18 protein-coding genes are annotated in these 17,111 nt (G+C 50.5%); 2 read left to right on the top strand and 16 right to left on the bottom strand.

Features of this window, described 5'->3' with window-relative positions; translation table 11 throughout:
• Nucleotides 1-3: 3 nt before the first annotated feature.
• Entirely contained in the window at nucleotides 4-1,068 is a 1,065-nt protein-coding gene (locus tag BMW41_RS02810) for a Wadjet anti-phage system protein JetD domain-containing protein (RefSeq protein WP_074648679.1), read from the bottom strand.
• An 83-nt stretch (nucleotides 1,069-1,151) separates the two neighbouring features.
• Entirely contained in the window at nucleotides 1,152-1,373 is a 222-nt protein-coding gene (locus tag BMW41_RS02805; protein ID WP_074648677.1) for a hypothetical protein, read from the bottom strand.
• 149 nt (nucleotides 1,374-1,522) lie between these two features.
• On the opposite strand from BMW41_RS02805, the gene BMW41_RS02800 reads away from it, so the two are divergent.
• A complete protein-coding gene (locus tag BMW41_RS02800) occupies nucleotides 1,523-2,047 on the top strand; it encodes a hypothetical protein (protein ID WP_074648675.1) in 525 nt (174 codons plus the stop codon).
• Here BMW41_RS02800 and BMW41_RS02795 read toward each other — a convergent pair.
• Nucleotides 2,034-2,462, bottom strand: coding sequence for an EamA family transporter (locus BMW41_RS02795; RefSeq protein WP_074648673.1), 429 nt, complete (start codon nucleotides 2,460-2,462; stop codon nucleotides 2,034-2,036). The genes BMW41_RS02800 and BMW41_RS02795 overlap by 14 nt on opposite strands.
• A 280-nt stretch (nucleotides 2,463-2,742) precedes the next feature.
• Between BMW41_RS02795 and BMW41_RS02790 the strand changes: the two genes are divergently transcribed.
• Nucleotides 2,743-4,413: a dicarboxylate/amino acid:cation symporter gene (locus tag BMW41_RS02790; RefSeq protein ID WP_074648671.1), complete on the top strand. Its 1,671-nt coding sequence runs from the start codon at nucleotides 2,743-2,745 to the stop codon at nucleotides 4,411-4,413.
• Between the two features lie 374 nt (nucleotides 4,414-4,787).
• Here the strand turns inward: BMW41_RS02790 and BMW41_RS02785 are convergent, their stop codons facing one another.
• The 13 genes from BMW41_RS02785 to BMW41_RS02720 form a co-directional block, all read right to left on the bottom strand.
• The gene (locus BMW41_RS02785; RefSeq protein ID WP_074648669.1) at nucleotides 4,788-5,705 is read right to left on the bottom strand and encodes an RnfABCDGE type electron transport complex subunit B; all 918 of its coding nucleotides are present in this window, start codon (nucleotides 5,703-5,705) and stop codon (nucleotides 4,788-4,790) included.
• A 15-nt stretch (nucleotides 5,706-5,720) separates the two neighbouring features.
• A complete protein-coding gene (locus BMW41_RS02780; protein ID WP_143050796.1) occupies nucleotides 5,721-6,299 on the bottom strand; it encodes an electron transport complex protein RnfA in 579 nt (192 codons plus the stop codon).
• Between the two features lie 14 nt (nucleotides 6,300-6,313).
• Nucleotides 6,314-6,997 (bottom strand): electron transport complex subunit RsxE, encoded by a 684-nt coding sequence (rsxE, locus tag BMW41_RS02775; protein WP_038287770.1) that lies wholly within the window; start codon nucleotides 6,995-6,997, stop codon nucleotides 6,314-6,316.
• Nucleotides 6,998-7,015: 18 nt separating this feature from the next.
• Nucleotides 7,016-7,618, bottom strand: coding sequence for an RnfABCDGE type electron transport complex subunit G (locus BMW41_RS02770; RefSeq protein WP_031471713.1), 603 nt, complete (start codon nucleotides 7,616-7,618; stop codon nucleotides 7,016-7,018).
• Entirely contained in the window at nucleotides 7,615-8,598 is a 984-nt protein-coding gene (locus BMW41_RS02765) for an RnfABCDGE type electron transport complex subunit D (RefSeq protein WP_074648666.1), read from the bottom strand. Before BMW41_RS02765 ends, BMW41_RS02770 begins: the two co-directional genes overlap by 4 nt.
• A gap of 16 nt (nucleotides 8,599-8,614) precedes the next feature.
• The gene (gene rsxC / locus BMW41_RS02760) at nucleotides 8,615-9,973 is read right to left on the bottom strand and encodes an electron transport complex subunit RsxC (RefSeq protein WP_074648664.1); all 1,359 of its coding nucleotides are present in this window, start codon (nucleotides 9,971-9,973) and stop codon (nucleotides 8,615-8,617) included.
• 607 nt (nucleotides 9,974-10,580) lie between these two features.
• Complete coding sequence (locus tag BMW41_RS02750) at nucleotides 10,581-11,948, bottom strand: sodium-dependent transporter (RefSeq protein WP_074648660.1); 1,368 nt, start codon at nucleotides 11,946-11,948, stop codon at nucleotides 10,581-10,583.
• 114 nt (nucleotides 11,949-12,062) lie between these two features.
• Nucleotides 12,063-13,337 carry a GTPase HflX gene (gene hflX / locus BMW41_RS02745; protein ID WP_074648658.1) on the bottom strand — a complete coding sequence of 425 codons (1,275 nt, stop codon included), beginning with the start codon at nucleotides 13,335-13,337 and terminating at the stop codon, nucleotides 12,063-12,065.
• Nucleotides 13,337-14,092, bottom strand: coding sequence for a tetratricopeptide repeat protein (locus tag BMW41_RS02740; protein WP_074648656.1), 756 nt, complete (start codon nucleotides 14,090-14,092; stop codon nucleotides 13,337-13,339). The genes hflX and BMW41_RS02740 overlap by 1 nt, the downstream gene beginning before the upstream one ends.
• Nucleotides 14,093-14,119: 27 nt before the next feature.
• On the bottom strand, nucleotides 14,120-14,551 hold the full coding sequence (locus BMW41_RS02735; protein ID WP_074648654.1) for a dUTP diphosphatase: 432 nt from the start codon (nucleotides 14,549-14,551) through the stop codon (nucleotides 14,120-14,122).
• Nucleotides 14,535-15,254: an SMC-Scp complex subunit ScpB gene (gene scpB, locus BMW41_RS02730; protein ID WP_242870278.1), complete on the bottom strand. Its 720-nt coding sequence runs from the start codon at nucleotides 15,252-15,254 to the stop codon at nucleotides 14,535-14,537. Before scpB ends, BMW41_RS02735 begins: the two co-directional genes overlap by 17 nt.
• A complete protein-coding gene (locus BMW41_RS02725) occupies nucleotides 15,235-16,032 on the bottom strand; it encodes a segregation and condensation protein A (RefSeq protein WP_074648652.1) in 798 nt (265 codons plus the stop codon). The genes scpB and BMW41_RS02725 overlap by 20 nt, the downstream gene beginning before the upstream one ends.
• A 2-nt stretch (nucleotides 16,033-16,034) precedes the next feature.
• Nucleotides 16,035-16,922, bottom strand: a complete 888-nt coding sequence (locus tag BMW41_RS02720; RefSeq protein ID WP_242870277.1) for a metallophosphoesterase — start codon at nucleotides 16,920-16,922, stop codon at nucleotides 16,035-16,037.
• Nucleotides 16,923-17,111: the final 189 nt, after the last annotated feature.

Below are 17,111 nucleotides of genomic sequence, written 5' to 3'. Positions count from 1 at the left end.
ATGTCAGAACGAAGCATCTGGCTTCACCTCCACATCATTGAAGATACCGTCTCTCAAATACTTATACGATATTATTTCCTGAGGAATAAGCTTGTTATTCTCAAATATGTCTATCAAGAATTCCTGCTCTGAGGGTGAAAAATCTTTGAGCAGATCGTCAAAACGCATGCCCTGTTTCTTGGAAGACGGACTATCCTCAAGTTCTATATTCCTTGCTCTTTCTATCATTTTTCTATATCCGGGCACAAATAAAGATATATCAAGCCTTTCATTGGCATCTTTCGTTCTTCTGAATATGTCAAAACCTTCTCTGTCTATATCTCCCCAGTATAAGAATTTTACATCCGGATTTCCCATGAACTTAACATACTCTTCAAGAGCTCCTGTTCTGTCAGATACCTTGTTGCCTTCGCCATAAACCACGCCATCAATTGCTATGTCAAACAGGCTCCTTATTTCATCCTCAAACATACGCCTTCGGATATTAAACCAGATATCCTTGTTCTCACAGATAAGAAGCACCATGTGGTCCCTTCTGACGGGGATATAATCATGAAAGCAGTACTCGGGTGTATCATAGAATCTCAGCTCTGACTCGGCAATCTGCAGCTTACGTAAAAAAGCTTTAACCTGACCGTCATCAAGTGTTTTTTCATGTCCGAATATCTCAAAAGAGCGCTCTTTTCTGGATACAAAAGTCTCGTCATTATCTCTAAACAGATAGGCACTAAGGCCTTCCGCAACGTCTCTATTCCTATGGAATTCCATAGGGTTGGCAGATAAATACCCGCTCCTTAGCAGAAGAGGATGGAGCCGCTTGATTTCGTCTATGATTTCTTGATCACCTTCCTCTTTAACCAAAATCCTGTATTTTTTGTACAGTGGATAGCGGATATTACCGTTTTTACCTGACGACCTGACCGGTTCAATAATCTCTTCCATTATCATTTCTGAAATCTGTTCATACGCTCTCTGTTCATCCATTAAGCTTATTTTCAAAATATTCTTAATATCATCCAACGTTATTGTTTTCTTACCATACCCCAGTAGCTTTTCCTTGATATTCAACTCTTCCCCCCAAAAAACGATTATCTTTCTGCATCATCGATAAAATGCAGAGCAAGTCTTATGATCGCCTGCTATTCTCATATTTATCCCGGTACCATTCTGTCTGTCATGCCGATGATTCCCGAAATACTCCACACCGCAGCGCCTAAAAAAATGACAGAAAACAGCGTAACATCCGCTGTTTTGCCGGCAAGCAGGCGAAAACCGATAGTTCCTGTTACGCCCAAAACGCTTCTAAAAGCACCACACAGTAAAGCAAGAACGCCGTAAACCTTTAATATCCATCTGCTTATTTTTAAATTCATAGCAATATTTCCTCATTGTCCAACAGGTTTTCACGATCCTTACGTATCTCTTCCGCCGGATGACAAGTCTGGACCTCCGTACTATAATCAAAGTTGCTGTGCCCGAGGCAAAACAACGCTCTGTACAGCTGGAAGGAGTATCACCAATCATGTTTGAAATCATTTTCTGTATCCCGTGGATTATTGTCGCTTCCGTCTGGGGCTTCATCCTTCTGAATATTGCCGGCCGAAACCGGGCCATTCTGAACGATGATAAACTCTGCCGCAATCCGGAACTGGTCAGACAGGCGCGATATACGCTGCGCACCTGTCGAATCATGGAACCGATCGTGATCATGATACTCGCCGTAATGACATTTGTTCTTATCCAGGCCTTTCATCCGATCGCCGAAATACGCATGGATGGGTTCGCGCTTGCTGCCGGAGGCTTTATCTTTTCTTATATCGGTGCAGCGCTGGGGCTTGTTCTTTCCGGCACTGCCGAGGATCCCAAGCCAAAGGAGATGCAGCGGGCGGGCAGAATTCTGATGTTTTCCTTTATGACCGCCGGCACCATCGTTATGATCGCCGGGATTCTGATCTGCTCATCCGCAAGCAAACAGCCTTCTCAAACGGACTTCCACTCCCGGATCAATTCCAGACTTTCTACTGAGAATCACGTTATCTGTAGTTGATAAACCCAAGCCCGATCAGGCAGATCACGACGCCGACGATTTTATTCCAGGTAATCGTCTCATGGAACAGGAAATACCCAACCGCAAGCAATACAACTGAAAGGACTGAGCTCTGAACAATAAAGCCGGAACTGACCTGCCAGCCGGCTTTATAGGCATAGATCCATCCGGTTTCCAGGCCGACAATAAAAAGCCCCAGAACAAACGGAGCCCAATTCAGTTTTCCGTATTCCCGGATCAGGGAACCGTTCTTTCCGACCGCAAAAAACAGAACCGCGCTGACCATGGCTCCGATGAAATACGTCACCGTCAAGGCCGCGAAGGGATTCAGTTCTTTCGGCACAGACTTTGCGCAGATCTGATACACCACATTGGACAGGATCACCAGAGAAATTGGCCATACATACTGAAACATCATTTTTCCTCCTTCAGATATGTTTTATGTTTTGGCCTGTTTTACCGGTAGGGTCCCACCCGTTTGATCGGTCAAAACGGTCCGGAAATCCAGCCCGTTTCCGATCACTCTTAGTGTAACATATTCTGATATCTTTATTATCTTTAATATCTTCATTTTCAGCCTCGCTCACCGGTCTATCCGATTGAATTCATGGAATCTCTCGAATCTTTTTCATGATATAATTTCCATATATTTAACCTGTTATCCTGTCAAAAAACAAAACCGATGAGAGGTGAACATGAGAGCATACAAGAGATTTATCGCGGATGACCAACACATCGAAGAACTCGTTGATTTTGTCCGTAGCACGCTTGATCAGTACGGAATCAAAAAGAAAGAGCTGATCCGCGCGGCGCTTACCGCCGAAGAAGCGGCGGCCAGTCTGATCGGTCACAAATCTGATCCTGAGGAAAAAGGGGATCCCTATATCGACCTTACCATCCGGGGAATGCTCGGCACGGTGACGATCGAGCTTCATGCCGCCGGAGAAGAGTATGCGCTGGAGCAGTCCATGTCTTCCGATGCCCTCTCTCTGGAGAATATTCCCAGCAGCGACGTTCAGGATACCCTTCGTCAGATCATTCTCGGATCTTATTCAGAAGGTCTGAAATACCGTCACAAAAACGGTGTCAACTACATTCAGATGACCGTCGTCCGCTCGAAAAACGCCTTTCTGTTCCGTACCCTCGGCGCAATGGCGGCGGCTGTCCTTCTGGGACTTTTGTTCTCTTCTTTTATTCCTACAGATGTGAATGCCTCGATCAACCATCTCGTTCTGCAGCCCGTAAAGACCATGTACATGAATGCATTGAAAATGATCGTGGCACCGGTGGTGTTTTTTTCCATCATTTCCTGTCTTGTCCAGTTTTCTGACCTCACCGCCCTCGGCCGGATCGGCGGAAAGATCATCGGATTTTACCTGTTCACCACCGTTTTGTCCATCTTCGTAGGCCTTACGTCGTTCTGGATCTTTAAGCCCGGCGACGCATCTCTTACTTCCTCGTTGATCGCGAATGTGTCCTCGCTCCCTTCCGGCTCGGGAAGTGTCTCTATTCGGGATACCATCATCGGCATCATCCCTTCCAATGTCATCGATCCGTTTCTGAAAGCGGATATGCTTCAGCTGATTTTTATGGCGGTCCTGTGCGGCGTGGCGACCAACCTGATCGGAAAGTATTCGGAGACGCTGAAGGATCTCTTTCAGGCCTGCAATGATCTTTTCCTGAAGATCACAACCCTCATCATAAAAATGATGCCGCTTGCCATCTTCTGTTCCATCATGTCCCTCATCCTCACTCCGGGAATCCGGACACTCCTGTCCGCTCTCGAAATCATGGGGACGTTTCTCTTTGGACTCCTCTGTATGATGGTGTGCTACTGTATCCTGATGGTCATCATCGGAAAAATGGACCCGGTCCCATTCGTCCGGAAATACGCTCCTTATATGCTTCAGGTGTTCTCCATGGCATCTTCCAATGCCTCCATTCCGATCAACATGGACGCCTGTGAGAAAAAAATAGGAATTGACAAAAAGATCTACTCTCTGTCAATTCCTCTCGGCGCAACGCTGAATATGGACGGAACCTGCGTCCATCTTGCGGTGTTTGGACTTGCCCTTGCAAAAATCTACGGCGTCGAACTCTCCGCCGGAGCACTTCTTTCCATGGTTCTGACGATTCTTATTCTTTCCGTCGGAGCCGCCGGCATCCCCGGTTCCGGCCTCATCTGTCTTTCCGTTCTGCTCACGCAGATCAATGTTCCGATGGAAGCGATCGGCCTGGTCATGGGAATTGATCCTCTCTGCGGAATGTTCCGTTGCATGAGCAACTGTCTCGGCGATGTGGTTGCGAGTACGGTCATCGCCAAGAGCGAGCATATGCTGGACATGAAAATCTATCACGCAAAATAGTGTTGAAAAGTTTCCTCTGCTTCGTACTTCGCACAGAATGACAAAACAGTGCGAAGTTTCGTACTCCACACAATAGAACAAAAACGCGCCCACCGCTTCGTGCTTCGCCCACAACAAGGCATAACCCAAAACGGCGGGCGCTTTGTTTCATACTTCAGAAGTCCTCACTCATTTCTTCCCTTCCGGACCGAAATACTCAAATCCCACCGCAAAATACGTACCGGCGGTGCATCCGGTCGCCATAATGATATCCTAACTGCCGCCTGCCGCGCCGCTGCAGATTCATCAAGTATAATCCTATTCAAAGAAAAACGGCCCCCCGGGAATCCCGGGGGGCCGTTTTAAAACACATATTATATTCTCCGTCAGAAACCTTATGCCTCTGTCTTCGGAGCCTCAGCAGCCGCTGCGGCCTTGGCAGCCTCAAGCTCTGCTTTCTTCTTTGCAGCATCTGCTGCTTTCTTTTTTGCAATTGCCTCGCGAAGCTGCTCAGCCTTCGGATGCTGAATAACCTTTGCCGGGCAAACAGCAGCACAGAGACCGCAGTTCTTACACTTGGAGTAGTCAATGACTGCTACGCCGCCATCCATGTGGATCGCATCGAACTTACACTGCTTTGTGCAGAGCGTGCATCCGATACATCCGTTGGAACATACCGCCTTGACAGCCGGTCCCTTGTCCTTGTTCACGCAGCGAACGAAAGTATCCTGCTTGTACGGTACAAGCTGAATCAGCTTCTGCGGGCAGGCATCGATACACTTTCCGCAGGCCTTGCAGGCATCCTTGTCGACAACGGCAACGCCGTTAACCACGTGGATTGCGTCAAACTCACAGGCCTGAACGCAGGAACCGAATCCCATACATCCAACGCTGCATGCCTTATCGCCGGCACCCGGAACTACGGTCGCCATACGGCAATCTTTGATACCGGAATAGTTATACTTTGCCTTGGTCGCATCGCAGGTGCCGGAGCATCTTACATATGCAACCTTCTTATCTGCCGCTTCCGCCTGAACGCCCATGATATCCGCGATCAGAGCCGCAACTCCGTCACCGCCGACCGGACATCCGTTTACTGCTGCCTGACCTGACGCAATCGCTTTTGCCATCGCGTCACATCCTGCAAAACCGCAGGCACCGCAGTTGTTGCCCGGAAGAGCTTCACGAACTGCTGCTTCTTTTTCATCGACCTCAACCTTGAACTTCTCACCGAAGATTCCAAGACCGAAACCAACGACGATTCCGACTGCTGCAACTACCAGCATGGAAGTAATGATCATCACTGTATTCATTTTCGTCTCCTCCTTTTACAGCTGTAATCCGGAAAATCCGAAAAATGCAATCGCCATCAGACCTGCAGTTACCAGAACGATCGGCATTCCCTGGAAGGAATACGGAACGTCATTTCCCTCAAGGTGCTCACGAATACCTGCGAGCAGGCAGATGGAAATGAGGTAGCCGATTGCGGTGCCGACACCGTTCACGATACTCTCAGCAAAGCTGTATCCGTTGTTAACATTGGAGATTGCCACACCAAGTACGGCACAGTTTGTGGTGATCAGCGGAAGATATACACCGAGAGCGTTGTAGAGGCTCTTCATGGTCTTCTTCATGAACATCTCAACGATCTGAACCAGAGCAGCGATTACCAGGATGAATACGATGGTTCTCAGATAATCCAGCCCCAGCGGGCTGAGAACGAATTTGTAGAGAAGTGCTGCAACGGTTGAAGCGATAAAGGTTACAAAGATAACGGCGCCGCCCATACCCGCGGAGTTCTTAAGGCTCTTGGATACGCCGACAAATGAGCAGATACCAAGGAACTGGCTCAGGACTACGTTCGAAACCAGTGCGGAGGTAATCGCGATAATAAGTAAATTCATAATTTATCCTCCCCTCCTTATTCTGCCATATCCGGCTTGTCGCTGTGTGCCTTGAAACCTGTAACAGCCATGCCGTCGCCGGTCATACCGTCTTCACGGACATTGGTTGCGCTCGGTGCCTTCAGTTTGTTCTGAAGTGCAGTGAGTACTGCGATCACGAAGAATGCGCCCGGTGCAAGGATCATGATGGAGATCGGTGTGAAGCCGGCCGGCATTACCTGAATACCGAATACGGTACCTGCGCCGAAGAGCTCACGAAGTGCGCCCAGAGCAACAAGACCGAACGTAAATCCGATACCCATTCCGAGACCGTCAAAGAGAGACGGGATCGGAGAGTTCTTCATCGCATAAGCCTCTGCACGGCCAAGGATGATACAGTTAACTACGATCAGCGGAATGTACAGACCAAGTGCGGAGTACAGTGCCGGTGTGAAACCTGCCATAAGCATATCTACGACAGTTACGAGAGATGCTACGACTACAATCTCGGCAGGAAGACGAACACGGCCCGGGATCATATTTCTGAGTGCTGAAATCAGCAGGTTCGCGAGAACCAGAACGGCCGTACTGGATACGCCCATGCCGACGCCATTGATAGCGGATGTGGTTACCGCAAGGGTCGGGCAGAGTCCGAGCATCTGAACAAATGTCGGATTTTCTTTCCATACGCCGTTATAGATACGTTCTGCGTATTTATTCATTTTTCTCTCCCTCCCTTATTATTTCGCAAGCGTCTTGCTGAATGCGACTGCTGCGTTTACTGCGTTCATGGTTGCCTTGGAACTGAAGGTCGCACCGCTGATGCAGTTGATCTGATTGTCAGCGGAAGCGCCGGTCTTGGAAAGTTCAAAGAACTGTGCATCCTTGCCTGCAAACTGATCCTTGAATTCCGGATCCTTTGCCTTCATACCAAGTCCCGGTGTCTCATCGATGGTCAGGAAGCCGATACCGGTGATCTGTCCGTCATTATTGATTCCGACAGCAACCTGAATCGGGCCCTTGTAACCGTCGCCGGAAGTTGCGGACACAACATATCCGATCTTCGCGCCGCTCGCATCGAGAGCTTCCATGTAATCGTTTACGGTAACCTTGCCGAAATCATTGCCTGCAACCGCAGCCGCAGAATCAGAATCGGAAACAACAACCGTGTCGCCAAAGGAAGCTGCATCTGCAAATACTTCCTGATATGTCTTTGTTGCCGCTGCCTTCTTGGAGGCCTGGATCGGTGCGAGTGTAACCTCGTGAACCGCGCCCAGTGCGAAACCAGCGATCAGTGTGATCGCAAAGAGGACCAGTGCGTCATGAATGATTCCCTTGTTCATGCCTTCTTCTCCTCCTTCTTAACTTTCTCGATACCGAATGCTACCGGCATTGTGATTCTCTCGATCAGCGGAACGAGCAGGTTGCTCAGGATGATCGCATAAGAAACGCCCTCCGGAGAAGCACCCTTCAGACGGAAGATGCAGGTGAAGAGACCCAGAACAGCTCCGAATACGTACTGTCCTTTCTCGGTGATCGGGCTGGTAACATAGTCTGTTGCCATAAAGAACGCACCGAAGATCAGACCGCCGGCACAAACCTCAGAGATAACATACTCTGCGTTGAAGCCGCCGAAGAGGAAGGTCAGAACTGCAAATGTTCCGATATAGCATACCGGAATTCTCCAGCTGATTACCTTGCGGACAATGAGGTAGATACCTCCGATCAGAAGTGCAACAGCGGATACCTCACCGATGGTTCCCGGTGTGTTTCCGATGAAGAGATCCTGAAGGCTGTATACGGAAGCTGCCTCTGCGCCCTTGTGAATTGCACGAAGGGATGCAAGCGGTGTAGCACCGGATACGGAGTCGAAGGAAGCTGCTCCGTTGGAGAAGGAGAAGTTGTTCATGAAGGTGGCAAAGGAAATCAGCAGGAAGCATCTTGCTGCCAGTGCCGGGTTCATGAAGTTCTGTCCAAGTCCGCCGTAAAGCTGCTTAACAACGAGGATTGCGAACACTCCGCCGAATACCGGAATCCATACCGGAACCTGCGGCGGCATGTTCAGGGCAAGGATCATACCGGTAACAACGGCGCTCAGGTCCGCGATGGTAACCGGCTTGTGCATTGCCTTCTGATATACAAGCTCGGTGAGTACGCACGCTGCGACAGTCGCAACGAGAATCACCAGCGAGTTCACTCCAAAATGGTAGATACCCCAGATTGAGGTCGGGATCATCGCAATGATCACGTCGAGCATAAGGTTCTGCGTAGAAGTCTTGCTTCTAACGTGAGGCGATGACGATACATTATAAAACTTTTCCATTATTCTTCACCTCTCCTTAGTTTTTTGCTTCTGCTGCAGCCTTTGCTCTTGCTGCTGCTCTTGCAGCGCCTACAGCCTTACGCATCTGCTTGAATGCCTGTGTGAGCGGACGGTGGGCCGGGCAGATAAATGCGCAGGAACCGCACTCAACGCACTCCATACCGTACAGAGCGGTGAAGTCATCCAGGTTCTGACGCTCGGAAGCCTTCATCATCATAACCGGTACGAGATGCTCCGGACATACCTCAACACATCTTCCGCAGCGGATACATGCGGACGGAGCATTTGCCGCAACCTCATCCTTGGTGAAAGTGGTCAGGGCAGAGGAAGTCTTTGCAACCGGGAAATCGATGGTGAACAGGGCCTGTCCCATCATCGGTCCGCCGGAGAGCATTTTCTCAGGCTGAGTCTTGAAGCCGCCGGCAGCCTCTACCAGTCTCTGGTAGTTGGTTCCGAGACGAACTTCGAAGTTCTGAGGTGTGGTAACCGCATCACCGGTCACGGTAATGATCTTACGGATCAGCGGTGTTGTCTTACAGACAGCATTGTAGATGGAAACAACGGTATCGGTGTTGTCAACGATGCAGCCCGCATCTGCCGGGAGCTTTGCGGAACTGATCTCACGGCCGGTTACCGCCTTGATAAGCGTACGCTCACCACCCTGCGGATACTTGGTCAGAAGCTCGCAGACTTCAATTCTCGGCTCATCCTTAACCATCTCTTTCAGCTTCTTGATTGCTTCCGGCTTGTTGTTCTCGATACCGATCACGCCTTTTGCATTCTCAAAGAGAGACAGCATAACCTTTACGCCGCCGACAATCTTTTCCGGCTGCTCCATCATGAGACGGTAATCGCTGGTAAGATACGGCTCACACTCTGCGCCGTTTACGATTACATAATCGATCTTGCTCGGATCCTTCGGAGCAAGCTTTACATGAGTCGGGAAGCCTGCACCTCCGAGACCGGTAATGCCGGCATCCTTAACGATCTGAACAATCTCCTCCTTGGAAAGCTTCGTGTAATCACGATCCTCTCCAAAGTGCTCAATCGCCTCTTCTTCTCCATCATTTTCAACGATGATGGAATTCACCTTTGCACCATTCGCAACCAGTCTCGGTTCAATCTTCTTGACAGTACCGGATACGGAACTCAGAACATTAGCTGAGATAAAGCCGCCCGGCTCTGCGATGATCTGACCTTTAAGAACGCGGTCGCCAACCTGTACCAGCGGTTTTGCCGGAGCTCCGATGTGCTGAGACAGCGGAAATACCATCTCTTCGCCCTTCTGCGGCTCCAGAACCTGGATCGGTCGATCCTGGGACAGTTCCTTTCCCTCAAAGGGATGAACGCCACCAATAAACGTAGCCAAACCCATCAATTAACCCTTCTTTCTTTTTGGATTTTTCTTGCTGTATTTTCTGCATCCCCCTAAGAAAAAGCAGAAAAATCGCATATTTACGCACATTTGAGTATAACATAAGAATAAAATTTTAACAATGTAACGTTAACTTCCATCTCAAGGAAAGATGTATTTAATTTGATACAATGTTTTTAAGAATTCCGCGATATGGAATAGAGTTCATGATACGGAACACTCGAATGTGCTATGTTTATATCGACATTTTTCAGAAAAAGTTTATATTTATTTTTTAACAATCTCTTTCTTTTTTCGTCCTGATATTATCAATCAATCATATTATCTATCATCAATATCCGTTTTTTCGTCCTCTCATGATTCGAATCCGATCGCTATCGAAATCCATGATTCCGAATACACCGAATAAGTATTTCCACCGCAGAATTCCACCGCAGAATTCCACCGCCAAAAATCATCTCCGCCCTCTTCCCTGACAGCAGAACACCCCGGCCTTTTTCCCGGCCGGGGTGTTTTCAAATCCATATTCTTATTTTCGTCTGTCAGTGCGTTTGCCTTCCGGCTTCCGCCGGCATCGTTCAATCTCTGTATTCCCGTCTTACGCAGATTACGCAAACGTTGCGATGTATCCCTGAACAAAGATGCACATCAGGATCAGCGGGCAGAGATAGGTTACATAGAGGCGGGAAGATCTCGGGAAGGAAATTCCCATACCTTCATTGGCTTCCTTCTCAAAGTTCTGATACCCCCATCCGAAGTTCGCGGTGCAGAACAGCAGATAAACCAGACTTCCGATCGGAAGAAGATTGTTGCTGACGATGAAATCCTCAAAATCGAGAACGGTCGATCCCGCGCCGAGGGGCTGGATAAAGCTGAGCACGTTGTATCCGAGCGTGCACGGAAGTGACAGCAGAACAATAATCGGATAGTTGATCGCGCAGGCTTTTTTGACGCTGCATCCGGTCAGATCCGTCGCAAACGATACAATATTCTGGAATACCGCAACCTCCGTGGAAAGCGCGGCAAAGCTCATAAATACAAAGAAGAGTGATCCCCAGAACTGTCCGAGCGGCATGTGATTGAAAACATTCGGCAATGTCACGAAAATGAGACCCGGGCCGGCATTTGCCTCGACGCCGTACGCCGCACAGGCCGGGAAGATAATCAGACCGGACATGAATGCGACAAATGTATCCAGAAGAAGTACATTGACTGCCTCTCCGGTCAGTCTTCTCTCCTTCCCAATGTAGCTTCCGAAGATTGCCATCGCACCGATACCGATGCTGAGGGTGAAGAACGCCTGTCCAAACGCTGCAAAGAGGACGGAGCCGATTCCCGCTTCTCGGATCTTTCCGAAATCCGGTTTCAGGTAGAATTCCAGTCCCGCTTTTCCTCCCGGAATCACAACGGAATTGATCGCCAGAACCACCATCAGACACAGCAGCGCAAGCATCATGTACTTTGTGATCCGCTCCACACCGTTCTGCAGTCCCTGCATACAGATTGCAAAACCGATCGTCACCGCCGCAATCATAAAGCCCACCATGATCTCCGGCTGTCCGAGCATTCCGGTGAACTGCGCTCCGACTCCCTCGGAATCCAGACCGTTGAAATCACCGCGGATCATCTTCACGAAGTAGTACAGGAGCCATCCGGTGATGGTCGTGTAATACATCATCAAAAGATAATTACCGGCCATGCCGAACCATTTGTAAATATGCCATTTTGATCCCTTCGGCTCGATCTGTTCAAATGAAAGCGCGATGCTCTTCTGGCTCGCGCGTCCGACGGCATACTCCATCACAATGACCGGAAGGCCGAGAAGCACGAGGCACGCCAGATAAAGCAGCACAAACGCTGCTCCGCCGTACTGTCCGACAATATACGGGAATCTCCAAACATTTCCCAGTCCGATTGCACATCCGGCCGAGATCAGAATAAATCCGAGGCGCGACGCAAATTTTTCTCTACCCATTTTTCTTTTCCCCTTTAAAGCGAAACACTATATGCATTTTCAATATGTACCATAAAATGCGGTTCATATCAAGCAATGGTGCTTTTTTCGTTCATTTTTTTGACGAAATCCCGTTTAATCGTCTTTTTTCCCGTCGTTCTTCCGGATCAGTGTGCCAAACAGTTCCGCCGGAACATATGCCGTAACGTGAATGCCGTCCTCTGCATACTCCTCGCTCAGAAGCTGGCCGTTTTTCCGGATTTTCTGGACAATGCCGGCCTCGTTGTATCCGTACACCTCTTCCAGATACACTCTTCTGGATCGAATGATCATTCCCAGAATATCCTTCAGCTCATCGATGCCCTCTCCGGTCTTTGCAGAGATCCGAACCGTATAATCCGCATTCAGATCCTTGATCACTTCCGGCGCACCTTCCCGGTCGATCTTGTTAAAGACGGTAACAACCGGCCGGTCGCCGATTCCAAGTTCCCGGAGCGTTTCATATACCGTGTGCATCTGCGCTTCCACCTGAGGATTCGTGCAGTCCGCCACATGGATAATGATGTCGCTGTATTTTGCCTCTTCCAGTGTGCTGCGGAACGCATCCACCAGATTGTGCGGAAGTTTTCGGATGAATCCGACGGTATCCGTCAAAAGAACCGTCTGTCCCCCCTCCAGTTCCATCGCCCGCGTGGTGGGATCCAATGTCGCAAAGAGCTTGTCCTCCGCGAGGATTCCGGCCCCGGTCAGGGTATTCAGAAGCGTCGATTTACCGGCATTCGTATATCCGACGATCGCGCAGCTCAGCGTATATCCGCTCTTTCTCTGCTTTCTGGATTCTTCCCGGTGGCGCTCGACATCTTTGAGTTCCGCTTTCAGCTGACCGATCCGGTCATGGATCCGTCTCCGGTCCACCTCCAGCTTTTTCTCACCCGGTCCTCGGGTTCCAATTCCTCCGCCGAGTCGGGAGAGGTAATCACGGAAGCCGGTAAGACGGATGGCACGGTACTTGAGCTGGGCCAGCTCGACCTGAATCTTTCCCTCACTGGTGATCGCGTGATCCGCGAAAATGTCCAGAATGACCATGGTGCGGTCCATCACCTTCATATCCAGCGCATCTTCCAGATTGCGGAGCTGCGCCGGGGAAAGCTCGTCATCACACACAATTCCGGTTGCGCCGAGCTGAAGCGCCAGAAGACGGATCTCCTCCACCTTTCCTTTTCCGAAATACGTCGCCTTGCTCGGGCAGTCCAGATTCTGAATCACTCTTCCAAGTGTAACCGCTCCTGCGGTATCGCAGAGTTCCGCCAGCTCATCCAGAGATTCCTCCGCCTCCGCCGTCTCTCCCGTGCACACCGCACAGAGAATCAGTTTTTCTCTCTTTTCTTCAATATCAATCAGTTCAGCCATTATCCTTCGCTTTCTTCTTTTCTGCTCAGTGCAAAGTTATATTCCTTACGAATTGACTCGTCTTCTCCGTAATCCCTGAGCACGCTCTCCAGTGTTTCGGCTGCCTTGGCCCACTCGCCCCGCTTTTCAAACACAAAACCTCTGGTTACCCGGAAATCACGGGCCGTTTCTTCCGCCGCCTTATCCGCAAACCGGTCCAGAAGTTCCATCGCGGTATCGGCCTCTCCGCCTTCCGCCAAAGCCTTCGCGGTGAGCAGGATGGCATCTTCCGCCCCTGGTGTGGTCAGCTTCGAAAGTTTCTTATCCTTCTTGCCTGCGGTATTCAGATCGGCCAGCGCCTGCTCATAGTCCGAATCACACGCCTCTGCAGCCGCTTTCAAATACCAGAATTCCGCCCGGTCTCCGTCCAGTGAAACCAGATCACCCAGTGTGCCGGCCGCTGCCTTATAATCTCCGGACCGGTACTGCGCCTCCGCGATATACTGCATCGTATCGATGCGGAAATCCTTTCCCGCTCCTTTTCCGCTTTCCAGCGCGGACTCCAGCTTTTCCAGCGCCGTACCGCAGTCTCCCTGCTCCAGCGCCTCAATTCCGGCCAGCCGGAGTTCCTTTGCCTCTTTCGATGGTCCGCACCCGGTCACTCCCAGCGCAAGAATGCCTACGGTCAGAAAAATTGCGCCTTCCCGCTTCACCCTTCCGATGATCCCTGTCCTGCTTCCATCGCCGTCTCTGCGGCTGTCACTTGGTCTTCTCATTGTCTCCTCCGATGCCGGATGCGGTTCTCAGTTTCTGCCGGTGCTTCCCAGACCGCCCCGGTCCTCACCGTCCAGATGCTCCATTTCCTCAAATTCAAGCTTCGGCTGATGCTCCATGATGCGGAACTGGCAGATCCGGTCGCCCGTATGGATCTCGGTGTCTCTCACCGCCAGCACCGGCATAAACCACTGATCGTTGTCTCCGCAGTAGCTCTCATCCACCACGCCCATATGATTGGTCTGGATAATTCCGAAGTTCTTGAACGTGCTGGATCTCGGAACCACGTGTGCCTCATATCCCTCCGGCAGCTGCATGGCAATTCCCAGCGGAATCGCGCGGAATTCGCCCTTCTTCAGCACGACATCCTCCGCCGCCCGGAGATCAATCCAGTCGGATTTTCCGTCAATATAGCGAAGTTTCTCAATTTTATCGTTAAAATATTTAATTCTGATTTTCATCTTCTGTCCCTTCTGTCACGGCGATCTCCAACCGATCGCCGGTATCGTTCTCTCCGTCCTCATTCACTGCTTCCGAAACCACATCGAATTCCGGATTGACCGCTTCCTCCTGAACGCGGGCCATCATCTCCGGATCGTCCAGCTTGATTTCTTCCGCCGCCTGCTGAGCAAAAAGTTTTGTCTTATCTTCCGGCACCTTTGGCAGCTCGTCTTTTCCGGACACGCCGAAACGGCGGAGAAATTCCTCCGTTGTGGCAAACAGCATCGGCCGTCCCGGCGCCTCCATCCGTCCGACCTCGTAGATCAGATCGTATTCCAGGAGTTTACTCATCGCGTGATCCGATTTGACTCCGCGGATCTTCTCGATCTCCAGTCGGGTAACCGGCTGACGGTAGGCGACAATAGACAATGTCTCCAGCATGGCATCCGTCAGATTCTGCTTCTTCGGGATCTTCACCACCGTGATGAGATTGTTGTAGAACTCTTCTCTGGTGCACATCTGGTAGGAATCATTGAGCCGGATAATCTGCATTCCCCGGTTCTGCTCATCGTATTCCCTTGCGAGTTCCGTCACCGCGTTTTCCGCCGCCTTCGGGGTGGATTCAATCGCGGCGGCCAGATGAGCGAGATCCACCGATTTTCCCATCGTAAACAGCACCGCTTCCACGATGCGCTTGTTCTTCTCATTCTCCGTCAAAGTCACTCAATTCCTCCAGATCCAGATCATCCGTCTCGCCTTCCGGCTCGATGGTCTCGATATCCATCTCATCGAAAAGATTCTCCTGCACCAGCCGGATCTTTCCGATTTTCATCAGTTCCAACAATGCGAGGAAGGACACCACCACATGAATGCGGTCGTGATCCTCGGCAATCACCTGACTGAACTTGAAATTTCTCCGCTTTCGAGCATATCTCAGCACCCGCTTCACCGTATCCTCCAGGCTGACCGGCTCTTTCCGGATCGTTCCGAATTTGCTTCGGATCGGGTCAATGGACTGCTGCTGTCTTCTCATCACCGTCTGAAACACATGTTTCAGACGCTCCGTCGTGATCCCGGCCAGAAGTTTATCCAGATCGATGGGTGCTTCATACTGCTGAACCTTTTTCGGAACCGTCGGCGCGCGGTAGAATCGGTCTTCGGAATTCAACTCATACAGCCGCAGTTCCTGCGAAATGTACTTGTACATCTTGTATTCCAGAAGCCGTTTGACAAGCTCTTCTCTCGGATCGCCCTCTTCCTCCTCTTTCTTTTCCGCCGGAAGCAGCATCTTCGACTTGATGGCAAGGAGTGTCGCCGCCATGACAAGGAAATCGCTGAGAAGATCCAGATCCTCCTGCGGCATCTGCCGCACGTATTCCAGATATTGATCGGTGATCATCTCGATCGGAATATCGAAAATACTCACCTTGTTCTTCTCGATCAGTTTCAGCAGAAGGTCCAGCGGCCCCTCGAAATTGTCGAGCTTATACGATATCTCCATAGTCATCCCCGCACAAGTTTCAGAACCAAAAGTTCCGGCATGTCATTGATTCGGATGTTGACCGAATGCGTGCCCAATCCCCGGCCCACAATCATCCTGGTTTTGCCTTCCTCAAATCCGCCCGCACAGTAAGGGCAGAAAAACTGGTACTGCGGTGTCATCAGCCCGCCGATGGCCGGGATCCGTACGGTTCCTCCGTGAAAATGTCCGGACAGAACAAGATCTGCGCCCCATGCTGCCGCCGCTTTTAAAAAGAGCGGCGAATGCAGCATCAGAAGTTCAAACCGTTCTTCTCCGTCCCAGGATCCGCAGGATCCGACATGCCGTTCAATGGTACCGGCCGCAATCTCCGGCATCGTCAGAACATGACGGTAATATTTCTCATCGACGCGGCATCCGGTAATCCGGAGATCGCTCCCGATTTTCTCACTCTCATCGTCCAGTATCCGGACGCCGCTCTCCCGGAGCCGGGCAAAAAACGGCTCCGTTTCCCCGATCCGGTCCTCATGATTTCCGTAGGAATACCACACCGGGAAATCCTCCGCCAGTCTCCGGAGAAGCGAGATCGTCGCCTCACAGACCGGTTTTCCGCCGTCACTTCTTCTGCAGACAACCATATCCCCGCCGACCAGAATCCCGTCCGGTGCCTCCCGGCGGATCGCCCGGACGAGAGGAGCATTGTCAATGCCGAATCTCTTTTCGTGAAGGTCTGTCAGAAAAATAAATTTCCGGTCCTTCTCCCGGATCTTCTCCGATCGAATCACATAGGTTCCGGTCACAAAATGGTTCTTCTCATATTCCGAACGCGCATAAAAAGCCGCCCCTGCCGCGGCACCGGCCGCAGCAAGGCCGGGAAGGATCTGTTTGAGATTTTTTCCCAGAATCTTCACGTTCCATTCGCCTTTCTCATTCACATTTTATGCCCGTATGCTTCCCCCGGATGCCCCTGCGTCGTGGGACCCGAGAAGAGTTTTCTGTGGTTTTTGCACACTTATACATAGTAAATTTCATTTTACACTGACGCATGAATCGCCGTCAAGGTTCTTTGCTCCCATGATTCACATCTGTTTTGCGGACAG

The organism is [Clostridium] aminophilum (assembly GCF_900101295.1).
Taxonomy (GTDB): Bacteria; Bacillota; Clostridia; order Lachnospirales; family Lachnospiraceae; genus Clostridium_R; species Clostridium_R aminophilum_A.
This window is presented reverse-complemented; position numbering and strand designations above follow the sequence as displayed.